Below are 20,534 nucleotides of genomic sequence, written 5' to 3' on the forward strand. Positions count from 1 at the left end.
ACAGACTCCGTTAGTGAATAAGCGGCTGCCAGAGGGTCATCAGCCCCTGCGTCAGCCCACCGCGCCAGCAAAGCGCATCGTGTCCGCCGTCAACCTGACGCCAGATAACCGGTTGGTGTATGTGCAGTTCGGCGTAAATCGCCTGATTCGCGCGGAAGATGAGCGGCTCGTTGCGCCCGGCTTCAAGAATGATGCGTAGCCCGCGAGGAGATATTTCACCGGCTTTAAGTTGTTCGATTAACAGCCCGTCCTGCTGGCCGCCGCGGTGTGGCCACCAGTAAGAGCCGGACTGGCTAAGCACGCAGCCAAAACGCTGCGGCCAGTGGAGGCCAGCATAAAGCGACGCGAGACCGCCAAAGCTCTGGCCAGCCACCACCGTACGGTCGGCGCGGTCGCTAAACGGCGCGCATTGTTGGACAAGGGGGAGAAGTTCTTCCTGCACCGCCAGCCAGAAATCGGGATTGCACGGCAGCTCGCGGTTGCGATGCTCCATATCGATAACATCAATTAAGACGTAGACCGCAGGCGGTAATTTGCGCTCGGCGGTGAGAGACGCCAGCGCAGGCCAGACCGGCATACTTTCGGCCCAGAACTGCCCGTCGAGCAGCACCGCCAGCGGACGTTCCGGGTCGTCGCCCCCGGTAGTGAAAATCCAGACGCGACGGCGATTTTTCAGGCGCGCGCTTTCCCACTCAATGCAGACTGGCGGCTGATACGGCGTATCGGGATGATTCCACCCCGGCTGAACCGGCGCGCCCGGCATCTCCAGCGCGGAGACGGCATGGCCGCGCCCGCCGCGCCAGCTTTGCGGATTCAGCGGGTCGGAAACCGCGTGCGGCAGCAGCTTGCGCCACCCTTCGCGCAGCGCCATGCGCTCCGGCTGCTCGCCTTCAAACACGACGCTGGCAAAATCGTTTTCATTCACGGAAGGGATAAAACAGTAGCTTCCGCGCCACTCGGGGCTGAACTCGCCCTGCCACTGCCAGACGTCGGTATCGGGAATGCGTTCGAGAGACTGCGGGCGGGCATTTTGGTGGTGATCGGTCACGCCGGTGACGTAGAGCCAGACGCGTTTGATCGGTGACGTTCTTTGCGTTCCTGCCGGGTCACGCCACCAGAACGTGACGCGATAGTTTCCCTTTTCCGGCTTCCATTCAGGCCCGTTTTTCGACTGCCACCACGCTTCACTTCCCGTTGTTAACGCCGTCACCCTTATAACCTCATGTTTAACAGTCTTTTTTGTTTCAGAGCAAATTTTATTGATAATATTATTGATAACTATTTTCATTTGCAATAGCGTAGTGCCCGCGCTGTGGGAAGCGCTCATAAAACAACCACAAAAGCAGGACGTACAATGAATAAGAAGATTCACTCTCTGGCCTTGCTGGTCAATTTAGGGATTTACGGCGTCGCGCTGCCCGCTCTGGCAGACGACAACACCGCCTCTGCGCAGCACGAAGACACGATGGTGATCACCGCCGCCGAGCAGAATCTGCAGGCGCCGGGGGTATCGACCATCACCGCCGATGAGATACGTAAAAACCCGCCCGCGCGGGACGTGGCTGAAATCATCCGCACCATGCCGGGCGTTAACCTGACCGGTAACTCCACCAGCGGCCAGCGCGGGAATAACCGTCAGATTGATATCCGCGGCATGGGGCCAGAAAACACACTGATCCTGATCGACGGCAAGCCGGTGACCAGCCGAAACTCCATCCGTCTGGGCTGGCGCGGCGAGCGTGATACGCGCGGCGATACCGGCTGGGTGCCGCCGGAGATGATCGAGCGCATCGAAGTGATCCGCGGTCCGGCCGCCGCGCGCTATGGCAACGGCGCGGCAGGTGGCGTGGTGAACATCATCACCAAAAAATTCGACGACCAGTGGCACGGCTCCTGGAATACCTACCTGAATGCGCCTGAGCACAAGGATGAAGGTTCCACCAAACGCACCAACTTCAGCCTGAGCGGCCCGCTGGGCGGCGACTTCAGCTTCCGCATGTTCGGCAATCTGGACAAAACCCAGGCCGACGCGTGGGACATCAACCAGGGTCATCAGTCTGACCGAACCGGTGCCTACGCCGACACGCTGCCCGCGGGCCGTGAAGGGGTGGAAAATAAAGACATCAACGGCGTGGTGCGCTGGGACTTTGCGCCGATGCAGTCTCTGGAATTTGAGGCGGGCTACAGCCGCCAGAATAACCTCTACGCCGGTGATACCCAGAACACCAACAATGACAACAGCTCCAGCGGTCTGGTGAAAAAGAACTACGGCAAAGAGACCAACCGTATCTATCGCCAGAACTTCGCGGTGACCTGGAACGGCGGCTGGGATAACGGCATTACCACCAGCAACTGGGCGCAGTACGAGCACACCCGCAACTCCCGTCTGGGCGAAGGGCTGGCGGGCGGTCTGGAAGGCCTGTTCAACAGTAATAAATTCACCGACACCGATCTGGCCGACGTGATGCTGCACAGTGAAATCAACCTGCCGATTGATTTCCTCGTTAACCAGAACCTGACGCTTGGCACCGAGTGGAACCAGCAGCGCATGAAGGACTCGACCTCCTTCACCCAAACTCAGCAGGGCGGCACCATTCCGGGCATGAGCAACGACCGCAGCCCGTACACGTCGGCAGAGATTTTCTCTCTGTTCGCCGAAAACAACATGGAGCTGACCGATAGCACCATGCTGACCCCTGCCCTGCGCTTCGACCATCACACCATCGTCGGCAACAACTGGAGCCCGTCACTTAACCTGTCGCAGGGTCTGGGGGATGACTTCACGCTGAAGATGGGGATCGCCCGCGCCTATAAGGCGCCGAGCCTGTACCAGACCAACCCGAACTACCTGCTCTACAGCAAAGGCCAGGGCTGCTACGCCAGCTCCGACGGCGTGGGCTGCTACATGATGGGTAACGACGACCTGAAGGCCGAAACCAGTATCAACAAAGAGATTGGCCTGGAGTGGAAACACGACGGCTGGCTGGCGGGCGTCACCTGGTTCCGCAACGACTACCGCGACAAGATTGAAGCGGGCTACGCGCCGATTGGTCACACCTCTTCCGGTAAAGTGCAGACGGATATCTACCAGTGGGAAAACGTGCCGAAGGCGGTGGTGGAAGGTCTGGAAGGCTCCCTGAACGTGCCGGTCAGCGACACGATTAACTGGACCAACAACATCACCTACATGCTGCAGAGCAAGAACAAGGAGACCGGCGACCGTCTGTCGATCATTCCGGAGTACACGCTGAACTCCACTCTGAGCTGGCAGGTGCATCAGGACGTGTCGCTCCAGTCGACCTTTACCTGGTACGGCAAGCAGCAGCCGAAGAAGTACAACTACAAAGGTCAGCCTGTCACCGGGTCTGAGAAAGACGAAGTCAGTCCGTACAGCATCGTGGGCCTGAGCGCAACCTGGGACATGACCAAAAACGTCAGCCTGACCGGCGGCGTGGATAACGTCTTCGACAAGCGCCAGTGGCGCGCGGGTAATGCCCAGACCACGGGCAACGCCACCACCGGTGCGTATATGTACGGCGCGGGGGCTTATACCTATAATGAGCCAGGCCGCACGTGGTATATGAGCGTGAATACGCGTTTCTGATAAAGGCAACAACGCCTCCCTCTCCCTGTGGGAGAGGGCTGGGGTGAGGACGAGGTGAAAGCAAAACGGCAACCCCGTTGCCGTTTTTAGTGTTTGCTCCCTCTCCCCGTGGGAGAGGGCCGGGGTGAGGGCATCAGGCCGCACAATTCTGAAGGAAAAACCATGCACACAACCCACACCACGTTCATTCTCGCCGGCCACACCGTTCACCACGTCACCTTCGACCCAACCACCTTCACCGACGCCGATCTCCTCTGGCTCCCCCACCACGCCGAGCTTTCAAACGCCGGGCGCAAACGCAAAGCCGAGCATCTGGCAGGCCGCATCGCCGCCGCGCATGCCTTACCTGACCACACTGTGCCCGGCATCGGCCCCAGCGGTGAACCTCTCTGGGCTGACGGCGTTTCGGGGAGCATCACCCACTGCGGCACGCAGGCGATGGCAGTTGCCGTCCGTCATCCAGATGCGCTTGTGGGTATTGATTGCGAAGCCATTCTTCCTGACCGTGAAGCCCGAGAAATCCAGGACGGCATCATTGATGCACAGGAAGCGATGTGCCTGACGCGCTCGGGCTACCCCTTTGCGCTGGTATTGACGCTTGCATTCAGCGCCAAAGAAAGTTTGTTTAAAGCACTGTTCCCTACGGCAAGGCGCTACATGGGATTCGACTGTGCACAGGTCACGGCGTTGAATCAGCAAACTATCGCGTTGACGCTCAGCCATCCGGCGGGCCGTTATCAGCAGGGAAAATGCTTTAGCCTCGCCTGGCAACGTGTTAATGGAGAGGTATATACCTTGATTGTCGTTCAGGAATAATGCTGCCCTGTTTATTGCTCCAGCAATTAAAGACTAAAAATAACGAAACTCTCACTTCCTACCATTTATAATAGCCACCAAAATCTACCTGAAGCATTTAAAAGTATTCGGGCGAGTTTTTCATAACAGAATTCAGTCATAAAACCTCGAGCCAGATCAAAAACACGAGAATAAAAAATCAATAAATACAAAATAAATTATTTCAATTTTATAATTTCAGGAACATTATGCCTTCGCTGTTTTACATTATCTCGATGTGACTAAGGAAACATAACGTACTCAACTAACGCCACTAACAGAACAACATGAGCCCAGCCAGAAATGAAACATTGCCTGATACCGAGAATAAAACCTATCAGCAAGCAGATAATTATTACTATCCTCGCATTTTTCGGCTGTCTCTTTTTCGCTCATGCTAACGAAAATCCCTATGAGGATGGCATGGATCCTTATCATTGGATGGAAACTCACCCCCAACAGACTGCTCGCTGGTTAAATCAACGCTCAAACCAGACGGTTAAGACACTCCACGCCCTTCCATGGAGAAACGCGCTGGCGAAAAGGTTAAGCGAGCTGGAGAATACGGCCCCCACTATTTCTGATATTTATGATGCGGGACAAAATCGTTTTTATCTACGCTCAACGGTCGAACACCCATACCTGCGGCTGTTTGTAAGACAGAAGGGAAAACCGGAACGGGTGCTCATTGATCCGCCTGTTGGCTATGGGATTAATTTTTTTAGCCCTTCACATGATGGTCGCTATGTGGCTTTTGGGCTCTCAAGAAACGGGACTGAAAGCACGAGAATTACCGTTATCCGGGTTGTGGATAATGTCGTATTAGATACGCATATACCCGACGTTCGCTATCCCAGCGTTGTCTGGGCCGCGGATAATCAGTCCTTTTATTATAGTCTCAACACCATCACTCAGGATTCAGGACGACAAACCTGCGGCAAGGTCTACCTCCATCGTATAGGGCACGACAGAGACGTTATGACGTTTGACTGGCGCACGCTACCTGAACTCGCACAAAAAGCCTGCGAAAACGTTAATATGTACACCTCTCCTGATTCTGAATATCTGATTGTTAACGTTTCAAAATCCATCAGTGGTTATGGAGGCTACCTTTTTGCCGCTAAAAAAGACGCGGATGACAACAGCACACTCACCTGGAACAAAATTGTTGATACCGATAAAAATGTTTCTGCCTTTGTTTATTCCGGGAAGTGGATTTATCTGGCGAGCTATAACGCCTCCTCAGGCTATGATATTTCACGCATCAATCTGGCGGCTCCTGCCTCCACCAAAGAACACGTGATGAGCTGGTCGAACGGAGAGTTAACACAATTAAGCCTGAGTAGGGATTCACTTTATGTGGCTTATCATAACGCCGGAAGCAGTAAATTCATGCGTATTCCGTTTGCTGATATCAGTCACCACCAGGCAATTCCGGTCCCTGCAGATGAAGACGTGAGTGCGATATTTGCCAGCAGCGATAGTCAGGACATTCTCTTCACCCGTCAGGGCTGGCTTAATCCCCCCGTCATTTATCATTATCAACCTGCGGATAACATTCTCCAGAAAACAGAGTTAATACCGCCATTAAGCCAGCCCCTGACAGACTATGTGACGGAAGAAAAATGGGTCACTACAGCAGAGAATGTTCGCGTCCCACTGACTCTCATATACCGTAAAGGCATTGCGCGCGATGGTTCGGTCCCTACCTGGTTGACGGCTTATGGCGCGTACGGCGTGAGTACGTTTCCTTCATTCGATCTGACCCGTCTGCTCTGGCTGGAACAAGGCGGTATTCTCGCTATCGCGCATGTACGCGGAGGCGGTGAAATGGGCCCTGAATGGCACGAAGCAGGAAGAGCGGATAAGAAAGAAAATTCCATTACCGATTTTATCCGTTGCGCGGAATATCTTATCGACAGTCGCTACACCTCACCGTCAAAACTGGCAATCGGGGGTGAAAGCGCGGGGGGAATTATCGTGGGTATGGCGATGACCCGTCGCCCGGAACTGTTTTCCGCAGTGGCCATAGACGCCGGGATGCTGAATACCAGCCGACTGGATAACATTCCGATAGGCGTGATGAACTATGACGAACTGGGATCGCCGCTGACGCCGTCAGGCAGGCTAAACTTATTGAAAATAGATGCTTACCGGCATCTGTTACCTGAAAAACGTTATCCTCCCGTGCTGTTAACCGTGGGCCTGCATGACCAGCGCGTTTCCCCGTGGCAAACAGCAAAATTCGCCGCCCGTTTAGAGGAGATCGGCTCGCCGCGCAGCGTGCTGGTTCTGGCTTACCGTCAGGGAGGACACAGTGCGGCAACCTATGCCGAGGCCGATTCAAAATTAGTCGACACGGTAAGTTTCTTTATCTGGAAAACCGGTCTTCACGTTCAGGACAGGTGAAAGCGGCACCCGTTACGGGTGCCCTGTCATTCATACACGAAATGGTTCAAACATCCGGGAACATCACGCTATTCCCCGGCGCTTCCCTGTGCAGGTGGATAAAGTTCAGGTGCCGTTCATACTGGTCCAGAATATCCGTAATCACCTGCTCCTTGCTGTAGTCCATCAAATCATTCCCCTGACTTCCTTCCAGCAGGAAGGTCTCCAGCCGGTAGTAGGTCGACTTCCCGCTGCGCGCCCGGTAGGTAAAGCCGGGGACCGAGTACTGCTGTGGCCAGATCTGGTAGACAAAATTCTGCTCGTCGCCCATGTGCACCAGCAGGTCCAGGTGCCCCAGGGTCTCGCCCTCCTCCGGCGGCAGGTTTTTCAGCTCCACGTAGGCGCCGCGCAGCTTCAGCTCCTGCGCCACCTCTTCCATTGCCGGGAAGCAGACCGTCTCCATCATCTGTTTGGTGTAGCGCGTGCCCGGGTAGTTCATCAGGCGCGACAGGCGTTTCTTCCAGCTCAGCCTGTCCTGGGCCCCCATCGGACGCGGTGCGGTGTCGCGGCTGGCGCTGACGCGGCGGTAATCTTCCACCTTGAGCGATTTATACAGCCCGGCCATCACGAAGAAGATAACGAAGCTGAACGGCAGCCCCATGATCACCGTGGTGTTCTGCAACGCCGATATGCCATTGGTCATCAGCATACCGAGCGTCAGCAGGCCGATGGCGACGGACCAGAAGATGCGCAGCCAGTTCGGCGCATCGCTGTTGATGTCTTTGAGCTTCGAGGTGAAGTTGCCCAGTACCAGCGCGCCGGAATCCGCTGAGGTGACGTAAAACAGCAGGCCGGTAATGGTCGCCACGGAGGCGCTAAAGGTGAACGCCGGGTACTGCGCCAGCAGGCTGTAGAAGCCGCGCTCCGGGTGCGCCATCGCCTCCTGCGCAAAGGTTGCGTTGCCGTGGATGATCTCATGGAGCGCGCTGTTGCCGAACACCGACAGCCACAGCAGGGTAAAGGTGAACGGGATAATCAGCGTGCCCATAACAAACTGACGGATGGTGCGGCCACGTGAAATACGCGCCAGGAACAGGCCGACAAACGGTGACCACGCCACCCACCACGCCCAGAAGAACAGCGTCCAGTTGTTCATCCACTCCACCGGGCGATCAAAGGCGAAGCTGTTCAGCGTCATACCCATAAAGCGGTTGACGTAGTCGCCCACGTTCAGCACTAAGGCATTGAGCAGGAACGAGGTGTCGCCCATAAACAGCACGAACAGGATCAGGCCCAGCGCCAGCGCCACGTTCAGCTCGGAGAGCACGCGGATGCCCTTATCGACGCCCGACGTCACCGAAATGGTGGCGATAATGACGGAGAGCGCAATCAGCGCCGCTTTCGCCGCCATCGAATCCGGAATATCAAACAGCACGCTCAGCCCGTAGTTGAGCTGCACCACGCCAATCCCGAGAGTTGTCGCGATGCCGAAGATGGTGCCGATCACCGCCGCAATGTCGACGCTGTGGCCAATCGGGCCGTTGATCTTTTTTCCGAAAATCGGGTACAGCGCGGAGCGGATGGTGAGGGGCAAATTATAACGATAGCTAAAGTATCCCAGCGCCATCCCCATCAGGGCGTACATTGACCAGCCGGTCAGGCCGTAGTGGAACAGCGTCCAGACCATCGCCTGGCGTGCGGCCTCCATCGTCTGCCCTGCCCCTTCCGGGGGCTGCATATACTGCGTGACCGGTTCCGCCACGGAGAAGAACATCAGGTCGATGCCGATGCCCGCGGCAAACAGCATCGCGGCCCAGCTCAGCAGGCTGAACTCGGGCTTGGACTGCTCGGGACCGAGCTTAACGGAGCCGAAGCGCGAGCAGGCAATGCAGACCACAAAGACGATATAAAGCGTCGCCGCCAGCAGGTAGTACCAGCCGAAGGTCTTTGACACCCAGTTCAGGGTGCGCCCAATCCACTCGGCAGAAAAATCGCGAAAGAAGATCGTTGTCAGGGAAAACAACAAAATCAGCCCGGCGGACGTATAAAAAACGACCGGGTTGATTTTGTCTTTTTCTCTGTCCTGTGAAAGGTCTGTCATCCAGTATCCTCACTGTTTTTGTAACTATTAAAATCCAAATCCGCAACAATTAAGACACATTTTATATTGAACGTCCAATCAAAAACCGCTTTAATGGTTAACCAACGCTGATGAATGGAGTGGCAAAAATGCCCAAAGTGGGGATGCAGCCGATCCGGCGCAGGCAGCTTATCGACGCCACGCTGGAAGCAATAAATGAAGTGGGAATGCACGACGCGACGATCGCGCAGATCGCCCGTCGGGCAGGCGTTTCCACGGGGATCATCAGTCACTATTTCAAAGACAAAAACGGCCTGCTGGAAGCGACCATGCGCGACATCACCGGCCAGCTGCGCGATGCGGTATTAAGCCGCCTGCACGCCCTGCCGAACGGCAGCGCGGAGCAGCGTCTGCAGGCGATTGTCGGCGGTAACTTTGATGAAACCCAGGTGAGCAGCGCGGCGATGAAGGCCTGGCTGGCCTTCTGGGCAAGCAGCATGCACCAGCCGATGCTCTACCGCCTGCAGCAGGTGAGCAGCCGCCGCCTGCTGTCGAACCTGGTGTACGAGTTCCGCCGCGAGCTTCCGCGCGAGCAGGCCCAGGAGGCGGGCTATGGGCTGGCGGCGCTGATCGACGGGCTGTGGCTGCGCGCCGCGCTGAGCGGCAAGCCGCTGGATAAGACCCTGGCGCAGTCACTGACCAGCCACTTTATCAGCCAGCATTTACCGACCGAATAACCGAGGAGAATTTATGTCCCGAATGGCAGAACAGCAGCTTTATATCAATGGTGGTTATACATCGGCCACCAGCGGTCGCACCTTCGAGACCATCAACCCGGCCAACGGTGAAGTCCTGGCGACCGTTCAGGCCGCCGGGCGCGAAGACGTCGATCGCGCCGTAGAAAGCGCAACGCGCGGGCAAAAAGTCTGGGCAGCGATGACCGCCATGGAGCGCTCTCGCATCCTGCGTCGCGCCGTCGACATCCTGCGCGAGCGCAACGACGATCTGGCAAAGCTGGAAACCCTCGACACCGGTAAAGCGTATTCCGAAACCTCAACCGTGGATATCGTCACCGGTGCGGACGTGCTGGAGTACTACGCGGGTCTGATCCCGGCGCTGGAAGGCAGCCAGATCCCCTTGCGCGAGACCTCATTCGTCTATACCCGCCGCGAGCCGCTGGGCGTGGTAGCGGGCATCGGCGCATGGAACTACCCGATCCAGATCGCCCTGTGGAAATCCGCCCCGGCGCTGGCGGCGGGCAACGCAATGATCTTCAAGCCGAGCGAAGTGACACCGCTTACCGCCCTGAAGCTTGCCGAGATCTACACCGAAGCGGGCCTGCCGGACGGCGTGTTTAACGTCCTGCCGGGCGTGGGCGCGGAGACCGGCCAGTACCTGACCGAGCATCCGGGCATCGCCAAAGTCTCCTTTACCGGCGGCGTCGCCAGCGGCAAAAAGGTGATGGCGAACGCTGCGGCCTCCTCCCTGAAAGAGGTGACGATGGAGCTGGGCGGCAAATCGCCGCTGATTATTTTTGACGATGCGGATCTGGATCTCGCGGCGGACATCGCCATGATGGCCAACTTTTTCAGCTCCGGCCAGGTGTGCACCAACGGCACCCGTGTGTTTGTTCCGGCTAAGTTCAAAGCCGCGTTTGAGCAGAAAATCGTTGAGCGCGTGGGCCGCATCCGCGCGGGCGATCTGTTCGATGAAGCTACCAACTTTGGTCCGATGGTCAGCTTCCCGCACCGCGACAGCGTGATGCGCTACATCGCCAAAGGCAAAGAGGAAGGCGCGCGCGTGCTGTGCGGCGGCGACGTGCTGAAGGGCGAAGGCTTCGATAACGGCGCGTGGGTGGCCCCGACCGTGTTCACCGACTGCACTGACGAGATGACCATCGTGCGCGAAGAGATCTTCGGCCCGGTGATGTCCATCCTCACCTATGAGTCCATTGAGGAAGCGATTCGCCGCGCCAACGACACCGACTACGGGCTGGCGGCAGGCATCGTCACGGCCGACCTGAACCGCGCCCACGGCGCCATTCATCAGCTCGAGGCGGGCATCTGCTGGATCAACACCTGGGGTGAATCCGCTGCAGAGATGCCGGTCGGCGGCTACAAGCACTCCGGCATTGGCCGCGAGAATGGCGTGATGACGCTGCAGAGCTATACCCAGGTGAAGTCCATCCAGGTTGAGATGGGTAAATTCCAGTCCATATTTTAACCGGGAGGTTTATTTGCAATTTGACTACATCATTATCGGGGCCGGCTCTGCCGGCAACGTGCTGGCTACACGACTGACTGAAGATCCGAACACCACCGTCCTGCTGCTTGAAGCGGGCGGACCGGATTACCGCTTTGACTTCCGCACCCAGATGCCCGCCGCGCTGGCGTTCCCGCTGCAGGGCAAGCGCTACAACTGGGCGTACGAAACCGAACCAGAGCCGTACATGAACAACCGCCGCATGGAGTGCGGGCGCGGCAAAGGGCTGGGCGGCTCGTCGCTGATCAACGGCATGTGCTACATCCGCGGTAACGCAATGGACCTTGACCACTGGGCGAAAGAGCCGGGTCTGGAGCACTGGAGCTACCTCAACTGCCTGCCCTACTACCGCAAGGCAGAGACCCGCGACGTGGGGCCGAACGACTATCATGGCGGCGACGGTCCGGTGAGCGTCACCACCTCGAAACCGGGCGTGAACCCGCTGTTCGAGGCAATGGTGGAAGCGGGCGTGCAGGCGGGCTATCCGCGCACCGACGATCTCAACGGCTATCAGCAGGAGGGCTTCGGCCCGATGGACCGCACGGTCACGCCGCAGGGCCGACGCGCCAGCACCGCGCGCGGCTATCTGGATCAGGCGAAACCGCGCCCAAACCTGACCATCCGCACCCACGCCATGACCGATCGCATCCTCTTTGAGGGCAAGCGCGCGGTGGGCGTCGAGTGGCTGGAGGGTGAAAGCACCATCCCATCCAAAGCGACGGCAAAAAAAGAAGTGCTGTTGAGTGCCGGGGCGATTGCCTCCCCGCAGATCCTCCAGCGCTCTGGCGTGGGCAACGCTGACCTGCTGAAACAGTTCGATATCCCGCTGGTACACGATCTGCCCGGCGTGGGCGAAAACCTGCAGGATCACCTGGAGATGTACCTCCAGTACGAATGCAAAGAGCCGGTCTCCCTCTACCCTGCCCTGCAGTGGTGGAACCAGCCGAAGATTGGCGCCGAGTGGCTGTTTGGCGGCACCGGCGTGGGCGCGAGCAACCACTTCGAAGCGGGCGGGTTTATCCGCAGCCGTGAAGAGTTTGAGTGGCCAAACATTCAGTACCACTTCCTGCCGGTGGCGATTAACTACAACGGCTCGAACGCGGTAAAAGAGCACGGCTTCCAGTGCCACGTCGGCTCCATGCGCTCGCCGAGCCGTGGACACGTGCGCATCCAGTCGCGCGATCCGCACCAGCATCCGGCGATCCTGTTCAACTACATGTCCCACGAGCAGGACTGGCAGGAGTTCCGCGACGCGATACGCATCACCCGCGAGATCATGCACCAGCCCGCGCTGGACAAGTACCGCGGCCGTGAAATCAGTCCGGGTATTGACTGCCAGACCGACGAGCAGCTGGACGAGTTCGTGCGCAACCACGCCGAAACCGCCTTCCACCCGTGCGGCACCTGCAAGATGGGCTATGACGAGATGGCGGTGGTCGACGGCGAAGGCCGCGTTCACGGGCTGGAAGGGCTGCGCGTGGTGGATGCGTCGATTATGCCGCAGATCATCACCGGCAACCTGAACGCCACCACCATTATGATTGGCGAGAAGATTGCCGACGCCATTCGTGGACGCGAGCCGCTGGCGAAGAGCACAGCGGCGTATTATGTGGCGAACGGGGCACCGGTGAGGCGCTGAGGATATTTCCCCTCACCCTGCCCCTCTCCCCATAGGCTGAGGGATCCCCAGTAATTTTAAGCAGCATCAATAACGTTGTTTAAGAACGACTGAAGCCTTTCAGCGATGCCCTGGTCCGGCTGTAAATCGCTGAGGCGTTTCCTGCAGGCCGGGGCGAGGCGCATGGATGCGCCGAGAGGGCGGGTTTTACAGGGACGTTACCTCCGCCCGTCCCCGATAAGCCGGAAGGAATAAGCCGAGGGCACCGCGTAGCGGCGATTTACCGCCGGGAGCCCGGGTCGCCAGGGTGGTGGCGACTGAGCCACCCTGGCACGTTCACAGGTTATGGGGTTACAGAGTAGCAAGGAACATAAAGTGAAAGGAATGACCACAACAGCTGAATGTTCCCCTCACCCTAACCCTCTCCCCGGAGGGGCGAGGGGACTGTTCCGTGCTGGGATTACTTTGTGGGCCCCCCTCAGCTCCATAGGGGAGAGGGGATTAACCTCCCCCTTCAAAAATTTATTTTTATTTTCCTGCATCCAGTTTCCACCCTCCCCTCGTATATGCATATGTGAGCAACCCCTTTGCTCCCCAATCCGAGGAAAGATGATGAAAAAGCTAACCCATGTTGCATTCGTAACCAGCGCTTTACTCTTCTGTGCAGGCGCATCAGCCGCCATGACGTCAGGCTCTGTGATGGTGGGCGGAGCGGAAATGTTCCCGAGCAAAAATATTGTTGAAAACGCCATAAACTCGAAAGATCACACCACGCTGGTAGCCGCCGTCAAAGCGGCAGGACTGGTGGATACGCTTCAGAGCAAAGGGCCATTCACCGTCTTTGCGCCGACCAATGCGGCGTTTGCGAAATTGCCTGCCGGCACGGTCGAGAACCTGGTCAAACCCGAAAACAAAGCCACACTCACCAGCATCCTGACCTATCACGTGGTCGCCGGTAATTACGATATGAAAGCGCTGGAGCAGAAAATTAAACAGGGCGGCGGCCACGCGGAGCTGAAGACCGTTAACGGTCAGCCGCTGTGGATCATGAGCAACGGTCCGCACAATATTCAGCTTAAGGACGGTAAAGGCAATGTGGCGAACATTAGCACCTATGACGTTCATCAAAAAAACGGCGTGATCGATGTGATTGATACCGTCCTGATGCCTAAGTAGTTGTCTATACTTCGGAAGTGTGACGTTGCCTTCCGGGAAAAACATGGATAACGCGCTGGCTGAACAGCAACTGAAATTAATGCAGGCGGTCGCAAACGGCGATCGCCGTGCATTTGAACAACTTTATCGACTCACGTCGCCACACCTGTTTGCCGTCGCGCTGCGCATGCTGCGTGACCGCGCGTGGGCAGAAGAGATCCTTCACGACTGTTTTATCACCGTCTGGAGTAAAGCCGAAACCTACAACGCTGCACTGAGCTCCCCGATGACCTGGCTTACGCACATTGTGCGCAACCGCTGTATTGACTGGCTGCGCAGCGGGCAAACCCGCGCTGCCGACCGCGAGACGGCGTATAGCGACGCGATTCTGCCTTGCGAGAACGATGAGCAGAATAACTGGCACGACGATGTGCAGGCAGAACGGCTCAGGCAGTGTCTCGAACATTTGAGCAGCGAACAGCGCCAGAGCATTACGCTCGCCTACTATCAGGGAATGTCTCACAGCGACATTGCCGACTGGCTCCAGCAGCCTCTGGGCTCGGTGAAAAGCTGGATACGTCGGGCAATGGACCATCTTCGGGAGTGTGTCGGGCTATGAATGACGCAGAAAAACGCGACGACATGCTGGCAGCAGAGTATGCCCTCGGCACGCTGCGGGGAGGAGCGCGGCTTCAGTTCCAGAAAAGGGTCCTCCATGAACCCGCCCTGGCTGCCCGCGTGGCGTACTGGCAGGAGATGTTCAGCACGCTGGATAGTCATCTTGTGCCCGTCCCGCCACCCGAGACGGTGTGGAAGAGAATCGCCCTCGATCTGCCGCCCAAAAAGCCTTTACGCAAAAGTCGGCCTTATGTCGGCTGGATGGCTGCGGCCTCCCTCGCCGCCCTGTCGGTCGTTGCCTGGTATGCCATCCGTACCCCGGAACTCGCTCCGCTGATGGTACTCAACGATACCCAACAGCACGGACAGTGGGTCGTCAGCGCGGACGCCAGCCGTCAGCACCTGAGCATTGCCCCCCTTCGACCAACGGTCGTCGCGGCGCAACACAGCCTGCAGCTTTGGCTGATCCCAGGCGGGCAGGCGCCGGTATCCATGGGGCTGCTGCATAACGACATCCCCACACGTGTCACTCTCAGGAACACAACGCTCCCTCCTGACGCCACGATAGCCATAAGCCTTGAACCAGAGGGCGGCTCGCCCACTGGACTCCCCACAGGCCCGGTGCTTTACAGTGGCAAATTATAATCCTCAGGCCCTGTTCGCAGGGCCGCTATCGTGACCCGATTTCATTTATATACTATTCTCGGTTACCTTTAAGAATTAAATATTAGGTCTGCAATTAATTTAATTATTAAAAAACGACATTGACAGACTCTTCCGTACTCCATTAAGTTTTAAACGAACATCATTTCATTCCCGATACACAATATATCCAAAACCGCGTTAATGAATTTGTCATTATTCATTAACGCTTCTCTGCCTTTTATTTTTTGCATCACTCAATAGCGAGATAAGATCATGAATAATAGTGCAAACAAGGTTGTTGTCATTACCGGTGCCAGCAGCGGTATTGGTCAGGCGATTGCCCTCCATTTAGCGAATAACGCGTTTTCGCTGGTGCTGGTGGCGCGCCGTCTGGACAGAATTAATGCCCTGGTGGATCAGATTATTCAGCAAGGCGGCAAGGCTATTGCCGTCAAGGCCGATGTCACCCGTCAGGAAGAGGTTCAGCGTGCCATTGACGCTGCCGTTCACGCCTACCAGCGCGTGGATGTGCTGATCAACAACGCGGGCTTTATGGCTATCGCCCCCTTGAGCGAGCTGAAAACCGACGAATGGGACAAGATGATTGACACCAATCTGAAAGGGGTACTGTACGGCATCGCTGCCGCTTTCCCGGTGTTCCAGCGTCAGGGCAGCGGGCATTTTATTAACGTTGCCTCCGTCGCGGGCATCAAGGTGCTGGCGCCTGGCGGCGTGGTGTACAGCGCCACGAAATTCGCCGTCCGCGCGCTGAGTGAAGGCTTACGTCAGGAGGCGGGTAAAACCCTCCGCACGACGCTTATTTCGCCCGGTGCCGTCGAGAGCGAACTGCAATTCGGCAGTTCTGACGAAGAGAGCAAAAAATTTCTCCATGAGTTTTATAAGCAGGCTATTCCGGCTGAAGCAATTGCCCGCGCGGTTTTATTTGCTATTGAACAGCCTGGCGACGTTGATATTAATGAAATTGTTGTTCGTCCAACACAGGAAGAATTTTAGCCTGGGTTAAATAATACTGAATGAGGTGTCAGTATGATTAAATCATTAACGTCCTTATCAGATCTCAATATGCGAACGGGTGCCGATATTCTCCTTGAAGTGCTGGAGAGTGAAGGCGTGGAATATATTTTTGGCAACCCCGGTACCACCGAACTTCCGCTCATTGATGCCCTGCTTCGCCATGAAAATATTCATTATATTCTGGCGCTACAGGAGAGCACCGTGGTGGCAATTGCTGACGGCTATGCGAAAGCCTCCGGCAAAACGGGCTTTATCAATTTGCATACCGCCAGCGGTCTGGGGCACGGCATGGGGAATCTGATTAATTCGCGGATCATGAAAACCCCGCTGGTGGTCACCGTTGGACAGCAGGATACGCGGCACTACGTCCGCGACCCGCTGCTGTATGATGATATTGTTTCCATTGGCTCCCCGGTCATGAAATGGGCGCAGGAGGTCACCAGCGCCGACCAGCTCCCGGTGCTGGTGCGCCGGGCGTTTCATGCTGCCAGCTATCCTCCGGCTGGTCCGGTGCTGCTCTCTCTGCCAATGAACGTGATGGAAGAGCTCAGCGACGCCGGGATACAAACGGCCTCGAAAGTGAACTACCACACCGTGGCGGGCTCGCTGGACGAGCTGGCCGAAGAACTGAGCCAGGTTACGCCCGGCAGGATCATGATTGTGGCGGGCGATGAGGTGCACTCCAGCGGCTCGACGCAGGAAATTGTCCAGCTGGCGGAAGCGCTCAGCGCCCACGTCTATGGCTCCTCCTGGCCGCTGAATTTGCCTTTTCCCACTCAGCACGCGCTCTGGCGGGGCAATATGCCCACCACCGCCAGCGAAATCGCCAGCATCATCAATGCCTACGATGCCGTATTCATCATCGGCGGCAGAAGCCTGATCACCATTTTGTACAGCGAGGGCGAGGCTATTCCGGCGACCTGCGCGGTGTATCAGCTCTCGGCGGATATGCACGAGCTTGGCCGTACGTATGCCACTCGCCTTTCGGTGATGGGGGATATCAAGCTCTCCCTGCACGAACTGTTGCCGAAGCTTGAGCAGCGCCTGATCGCCAGCAGGCTGATCCACCAGCGGCTGCTGGTTGCGGCCCGCGACGAACGGGAGAAGGAGTGGCAGCAGCAGGAGGAACGTCTGGCCGCCGAGCGGCTACGCCCGGCGCTCTCCCCGATGGTCGCAGCCTGGGAAGTCATCCGATCCATTCCGGCGGGTACCACCATCGTTGATGAGGCGATAGCGACCGCCAGGCATGTCCGCCGGTTCATCTCTGACCAGCAGCACCAGCGCTACTACTTTATGCGCGGCGGCGGACTGGGCTGGGGGATGCCTGCCTCAGTAGGGCACTCGCTGGGACGCGGACGGGAGCCGGTGGTCTGCCTGATAGGTGACGGAGCCTCCCTGTACTCGCCGCAGGCGCTCTGGACGGCGGCACACGAAAATCTGCCGGTCACCTTTATCGTCATGAATAACAGGGAGTACAACATCCTGAAAAACTTTATGAAGAGCCAGGCTGACTACAGCTCAACGCGGCTGGGGCGTTTTATCGGGATGGACCTGGTGAACCCGCATATCGATTTTCAGTCGCTGGCCACCGCCATGGGCGTCCACTGCTGCCGGGTAACCGAGGCTGCCGATATCGCCGAAGCGGTAGCGCGCGGGCTACAGTCAGGAAAAACCAACCTGATTGAAATCGCGATTTCCGCGGATTAGCCGCGCGTTTACGCTGTACCCTACATAAAAAACTTATAACCGAAACGCCTCAAGGCGCCTTATCTGACGCCCGTCGTCGTCAAAATTCTCCGCCGCCAGCCAGGCGCGCAGCTCCGCATCTCTTTGCGGCCATTCGCCGTCAATAATAGAAAGCATATCGCTGTCGCGGTTGCGCCCTTTGCGCACCAGCTTCTGGCGCAGGCGCCCTTCCCAGACAAACCCCAGCCGCTCCGCCGCCCTGCGTGAGGCAACGTTCATCGAATCGCACTTCCACTCCAGCCGCCGATAGCCGTGCTCAAACGCATTTTTCAGCAGCAGCCACACCGTTTCAGTGCCGATGCGGGAACCTTTCATTTTACGCGACCAGGTGACGTGTCCTATCTCCACCGACCCCAGCAGCCGCTCATTGGCCATATAGCTCACCAGCCCCACCGCACGTTCGGTGCGTAAGTCAATGACGGCAAACGGCACCAGCTCATCATCCATGACCTTCGCCATGATCCAGTGCGCGGTGGCTTCCACGCTCGTGGGCTGCGTGCTGGCAAGCCACGTCCAGTCGCTGTCGTCGCCCAGCGCGTAGGCCTCATAGAGATCGGCCGCGTGGCGATCAGCGTCCAGCGACTCCAGGCGACAATACTGGCCGAACAGCGGCGTGCGGGTTAACGCGCGCGCGCCTTTCCAGTCGGGAACGATATCGTTAACGGTTTGACCATGTTGATTGATTTCGGGCACGGCGGTGACTCCCTGAAAGGTAAGGCATTTGTTATAGCAGGTTAAAAAGCGCGCGAAAAGCAGCGTGTTTTAATAGCCCGAGCGCATGCGATATTCCCGGAAGGCATAAGTAAAGCTGAATTTCGACTTTGTGGAATGTCACAGTCGCCCTAACGTAGCGGAGCATAAAACAATCACAATATATTCTTCTCAGGGATCGCTATGACAAAAAAACTGTTGCCGTTACTGGTGCTGGCTGCGCTCTCAGGCGCAGCCCACGCCGCTACTCCGCCCAACACGCTGGTGGTTGCCCAGGGGCTTGATGATATCGTGAGCCTCGACCCGGCCGAAGCCAACGAGCTCTCCAGCATCCAGACCGTGCCGAGCCTTTACCAGCGTCTGGTACAGCCGGACCGCGATAATCCGGAAAAAATCACGCCGATTCTGGCAGAAAGCTGGGACGCGGACGCGGCAGCAAAAACCCTGACCATCAAGCTTAAACCCGATGCGAAATTCGCCTCCGGCAATCCGCTGCGCCCGGAAGACGTGATCTTCTCTTATACCCGCGCCGTGACGCTGAACAAATCCCCGGCCTTTATCCTCAACGTGCTGGGCTGGGACGCGAGCAACATCGCCAGTCAGCTGAAGAAAGTGGACGATCATACGCTCCAGCTTCACTGGACGGCGGACGTCAGCCCGTCGGTGGCGCTGAATATTCTCTCCACGCCGATTGCCTCTATCGTCGATGAAAAAGAGGTCGCCGCGAACGTGAAGGATAATGACTTCGGTAACGCGTGGCTGAAAATGCACTCGGCGGGCAGCGGCGCATTCAAAATGCGCGTCTATCAGCCGCATCAGGCCATCGTGCTGGAAGCTAACGACGCCGCGCCCGGCGGCGCGCCGAAGCTCAAAAGCATCATCATTAAAAACGTCCCCGATCCGGCTTCACGCCGCCTGCTGATCCAGCAGGGGGATGCGGACGTGGCGCGCGATCTGGGTGCAGACCAGATTAGCGCCCTGGACGGCAAGCCGGGCGTGAAGGTGCTGAGCATTCCGTCCGCCGAGCAGAATTACCTGGTGTTTAACACCGGCAACAGCGCTAACCCGCTGCTGAACAACCCGGCCTTCTGGGAAGCCTCACGCTGGCTGGTCGACTATGACGGCATCACGAAGAACCTGCTGAAAGGCCAGTATTTTGTTCACCAGAGCTTCCTGCCGGTCGGCCTGCCGGGCGCGCTGGAAGACAATCCGTTTAAATTTGACCCGGCAAAAGCGAAAGCCATTCTCGCCAAAGCGGGCATTAAGGACGCGCACTTCACGCTGGACGTAGAGAACAAGCCGCCGTTTATCACCATCGCCCAGTCGATGCAGGCGAGCTTCGCTCAGGGTGGCGTGAAGGTGGATCTGCTGCCTGCCGCCGGGAGCCAGGTCTATGCCCGCGTGCGCGCAAAGCAGCATCAGGCGGCGATTCGTCTGTGGATCCCGGACTACTTCGATGCGCACTCTAACGCCAGCGCCTTCGCGTGGAACGACGGGAAGTCCAGCACCGTGGCCGGTCTGAACGGCTGGAAAATTCCGGAGCTGAACAAGGCCACGCTGGCGGCGGTTGCCGAACCGGATCCGGCGAAGCGTCTGGATCTGTACAAGAAAATGCAGGAACAGCTGCAGCAGAGCTCGCCGTACGTGTTCGTCGATCAGGGCAAAACCCAGATCGTGGTGCGCGATAACGTGAAGGGGTATCAGCAGGGGCTGAATGCGGATATGGTCTGGTACGATCGCGTCACGAAGTAGCCCTTGTTGCCGGGTGGCGCTGCGCTTACCCGGCCTGTGTTCTCGGTTTTTGTAGGCCGGGTAAGGCGAAGCCGCACCCGGCATGA

The 20,534-nt window shown here is 57.5% G+C and carries 15 protein-coding genes; 12 read left to right on the plus strand and 3 right to left on the minus strand.

Annotated elements, in window-relative coordinates; all coding sequences use genetic code 11:
• Positions 1 to 10: 10 nt before the first annotated feature.
• On the minus strand, positions 11 to 1,210 hold the full coding sequence (gene fes, locus BFG58_RS08650; RefSeq protein WP_069719624.1) for an enterochelin esterase: 1,200 nt from the start codon (positions 1,208 to 1,210) through the stop codon (positions 11 to 13).
• A 144-nt stretch (positions 1,211 to 1,354) separates the two neighbouring features.
• Between fes and BFG58_RS08655 the strand changes: the two genes are divergently transcribed.
• The 3 genes from BFG58_RS08655 to BFG58_RS08665 all read left to right on the plus strand — a co-directional run bounded on the left by BFG58_RS08655 (position 1,355) and on the right by BFG58_RS08665 (position 6,847).
• Positions 1,355 to 3,604 (plus strand): TonB-dependent siderophore receptor, encoded by a 2,250-nt coding sequence (locus BFG58_RS08655; protein ID WP_045909630.1) that lies wholly within the window; start codon positions 1,355 to 1,357, stop codon positions 3,602 to 3,604.
• A gap of 162 nt (positions 3,605 to 3,766) precedes the next feature.
• The gene (gene entD, locus BFG58_RS08660; RefSeq protein ID WP_048026927.1) at positions 3,767 to 4,420 is read left to right on the plus strand and encodes an enterobactin synthase subunit EntD; all 654 of its coding nucleotides are present in this window, start codon (positions 3,767 to 3,769) and stop codon (positions 4,418 to 4,420) included.
• Between the two features lie 321 nt (positions 4,421 to 4,741).
• Positions 4,742 to 6,847 (plus strand): prolyl oligopeptidase family serine peptidase, encoded by a 2,106-nt coding sequence (locus BFG58_RS08665; protein ID WP_083261462.1) that lies wholly within the window; start codon positions 4,742 to 4,744, stop codon positions 6,845 to 6,847.
• Positions 6,848 to 6,893: 46 nt separating this feature from the next.
• Here the strand turns inward: BFG58_RS08665 and betT are convergent, their stop codons facing one another.
• The gene (betT, locus tag BFG58_RS08670) at positions 6,894 to 8,927 is read right to left on the minus strand and encodes a choline BCCT transporter BetT (protein WP_024906970.1); all 2,034 of its coding nucleotides are present in this window, start codon (positions 8,925 to 8,927) and stop codon (positions 6,894 to 6,896) included.
• Positions 8,928 to 9,055: 128 nt separating this feature from the next.
• Here betT and betI point away from each other — a divergent pair, with 128 nt between their 5' ends.
• From betI to BFG58_RS08710, 8 genes are all read left to right on the plus strand, one after another.
• Positions 9,056 to 9,643: a transcriptional regulator BetI gene (gene betI, locus BFG58_RS08675; protein WP_023343550.1), complete on the plus strand. Its 588-nt coding sequence runs from the start codon at positions 9,056 to 9,058 to the stop codon at positions 9,641 to 9,643.
• A gap of 13 nt (positions 9,644 to 9,656) precedes the next feature.
• The gene (gene betB / locus BFG58_RS08680; RefSeq protein WP_032656123.1) at positions 9,657 to 11,129 is read left to right on the plus strand and encodes a betaine-aldehyde dehydrogenase; all 1,473 of its coding nucleotides are present in this window, start codon (positions 9,657 to 9,659) and stop codon (positions 11,127 to 11,129) included.
• A gap of 13 nt (positions 11,130 to 11,142) precedes the next feature.
• Positions 11,143 to 12,807, plus strand: a complete 1,665-nt coding sequence (betA, locus tag BFG58_RS08685; RefSeq protein WP_063621087.1) for a choline dehydrogenase — start codon at positions 11,143 to 11,145, stop codon at positions 12,805 to 12,807.
• Between the two features lie 591 nt (positions 12,808 to 13,398).
• Entirely contained in the window at positions 13,399 to 13,962 is a 564-nt protein-coding gene (locus BFG58_RS08690; protein ID WP_069719626.1) for a fasciclin domain-containing protein, read from the plus strand.
• Between the two features lie 43 nt (positions 13,963 to 14,005).
• Positions 14,006 to 14,560, plus strand: a complete 555-nt coding sequence (locus tag BFG58_RS08695; RefSeq protein WP_069719627.1) for an RNA polymerase sigma factor — start codon at positions 14,006 to 14,008, stop codon at positions 14,558 to 14,560.
• The gene (locus BFG58_RS08700) at positions 14,557 to 15,204 is read left to right on the plus strand and encodes an anti-sigma factor (RefSeq protein ID WP_069719628.1); all 648 of its coding nucleotides are present in this window, start codon (positions 14,557 to 14,559) and stop codon (positions 15,202 to 15,204) included. Before BFG58_RS08695 ends, BFG58_RS08700 begins: the two co-directional genes overlap by 4 nt.
• A 273-nt stretch (positions 15,205 to 15,477) precedes the next feature.
• The gene (locus tag BFG58_RS08705; RefSeq protein WP_069719629.1) at positions 15,478 to 16,218 is read left to right on the plus strand and encodes an SDR family oxidoreductase; all 741 of its coding nucleotides are present in this window, start codon (positions 15,478 to 15,480) and stop codon (positions 16,216 to 16,218) included.
• Positions 16,219 to 16,251: 33 nt separating this feature from the next.
• Positions 16,252 to 17,946 carry a thiamine pyrophosphate-binding protein gene (locus BFG58_RS08710; protein ID WP_069719630.1) on the plus strand — a complete coding sequence of 565 codons (1,695 nt, stop codon included), beginning with the start codon at positions 16,252 to 16,254 and terminating at the stop codon, positions 17,944 to 17,946.
• Positions 17,947 to 17,979: 33 nt separating this feature from the next.
• On the opposite strand, the gene BFG58_RS08715 is transcribed toward BFG58_RS08710, so the two are convergent.
• Positions 17,980 to 18,678: a GNAT family N-acetyltransferase gene (locus BFG58_RS08715; RefSeq protein WP_069719631.1), complete on the minus strand. Its 699-nt coding sequence runs from the start codon at positions 18,676 to 18,678 to the stop codon at positions 17,980 to 17,982.
• 201 nt (positions 18,679 to 18,879) lie between these two features.
• Here BFG58_RS08715 and BFG58_RS08720 point away from each other — a divergent pair, with 201 nt between their 5' ends.
• Positions 18,880 to 20,448, plus strand: a complete 1,569-nt coding sequence (locus tag BFG58_RS08720) for an ABC transporter substrate-binding protein (RefSeq protein ID WP_069719632.1) — start codon at positions 18,880 to 18,882, stop codon at positions 20,446 to 20,448.
• The last annotated feature ends 86 nt before the right edge of the window (positions 20,449 to 20,534 follow it).

The sequence above is a fragment of the Enterobacter sp. ku-bf2 genome, assembly GCF_001742765.1.
Lineage (GTDB): Bacteria > Pseudomonadota > Gammaproteobacteria > Enterobacterales > Enterobacteriaceae > Enterobacter > Enterobacter quasiroggenkampii.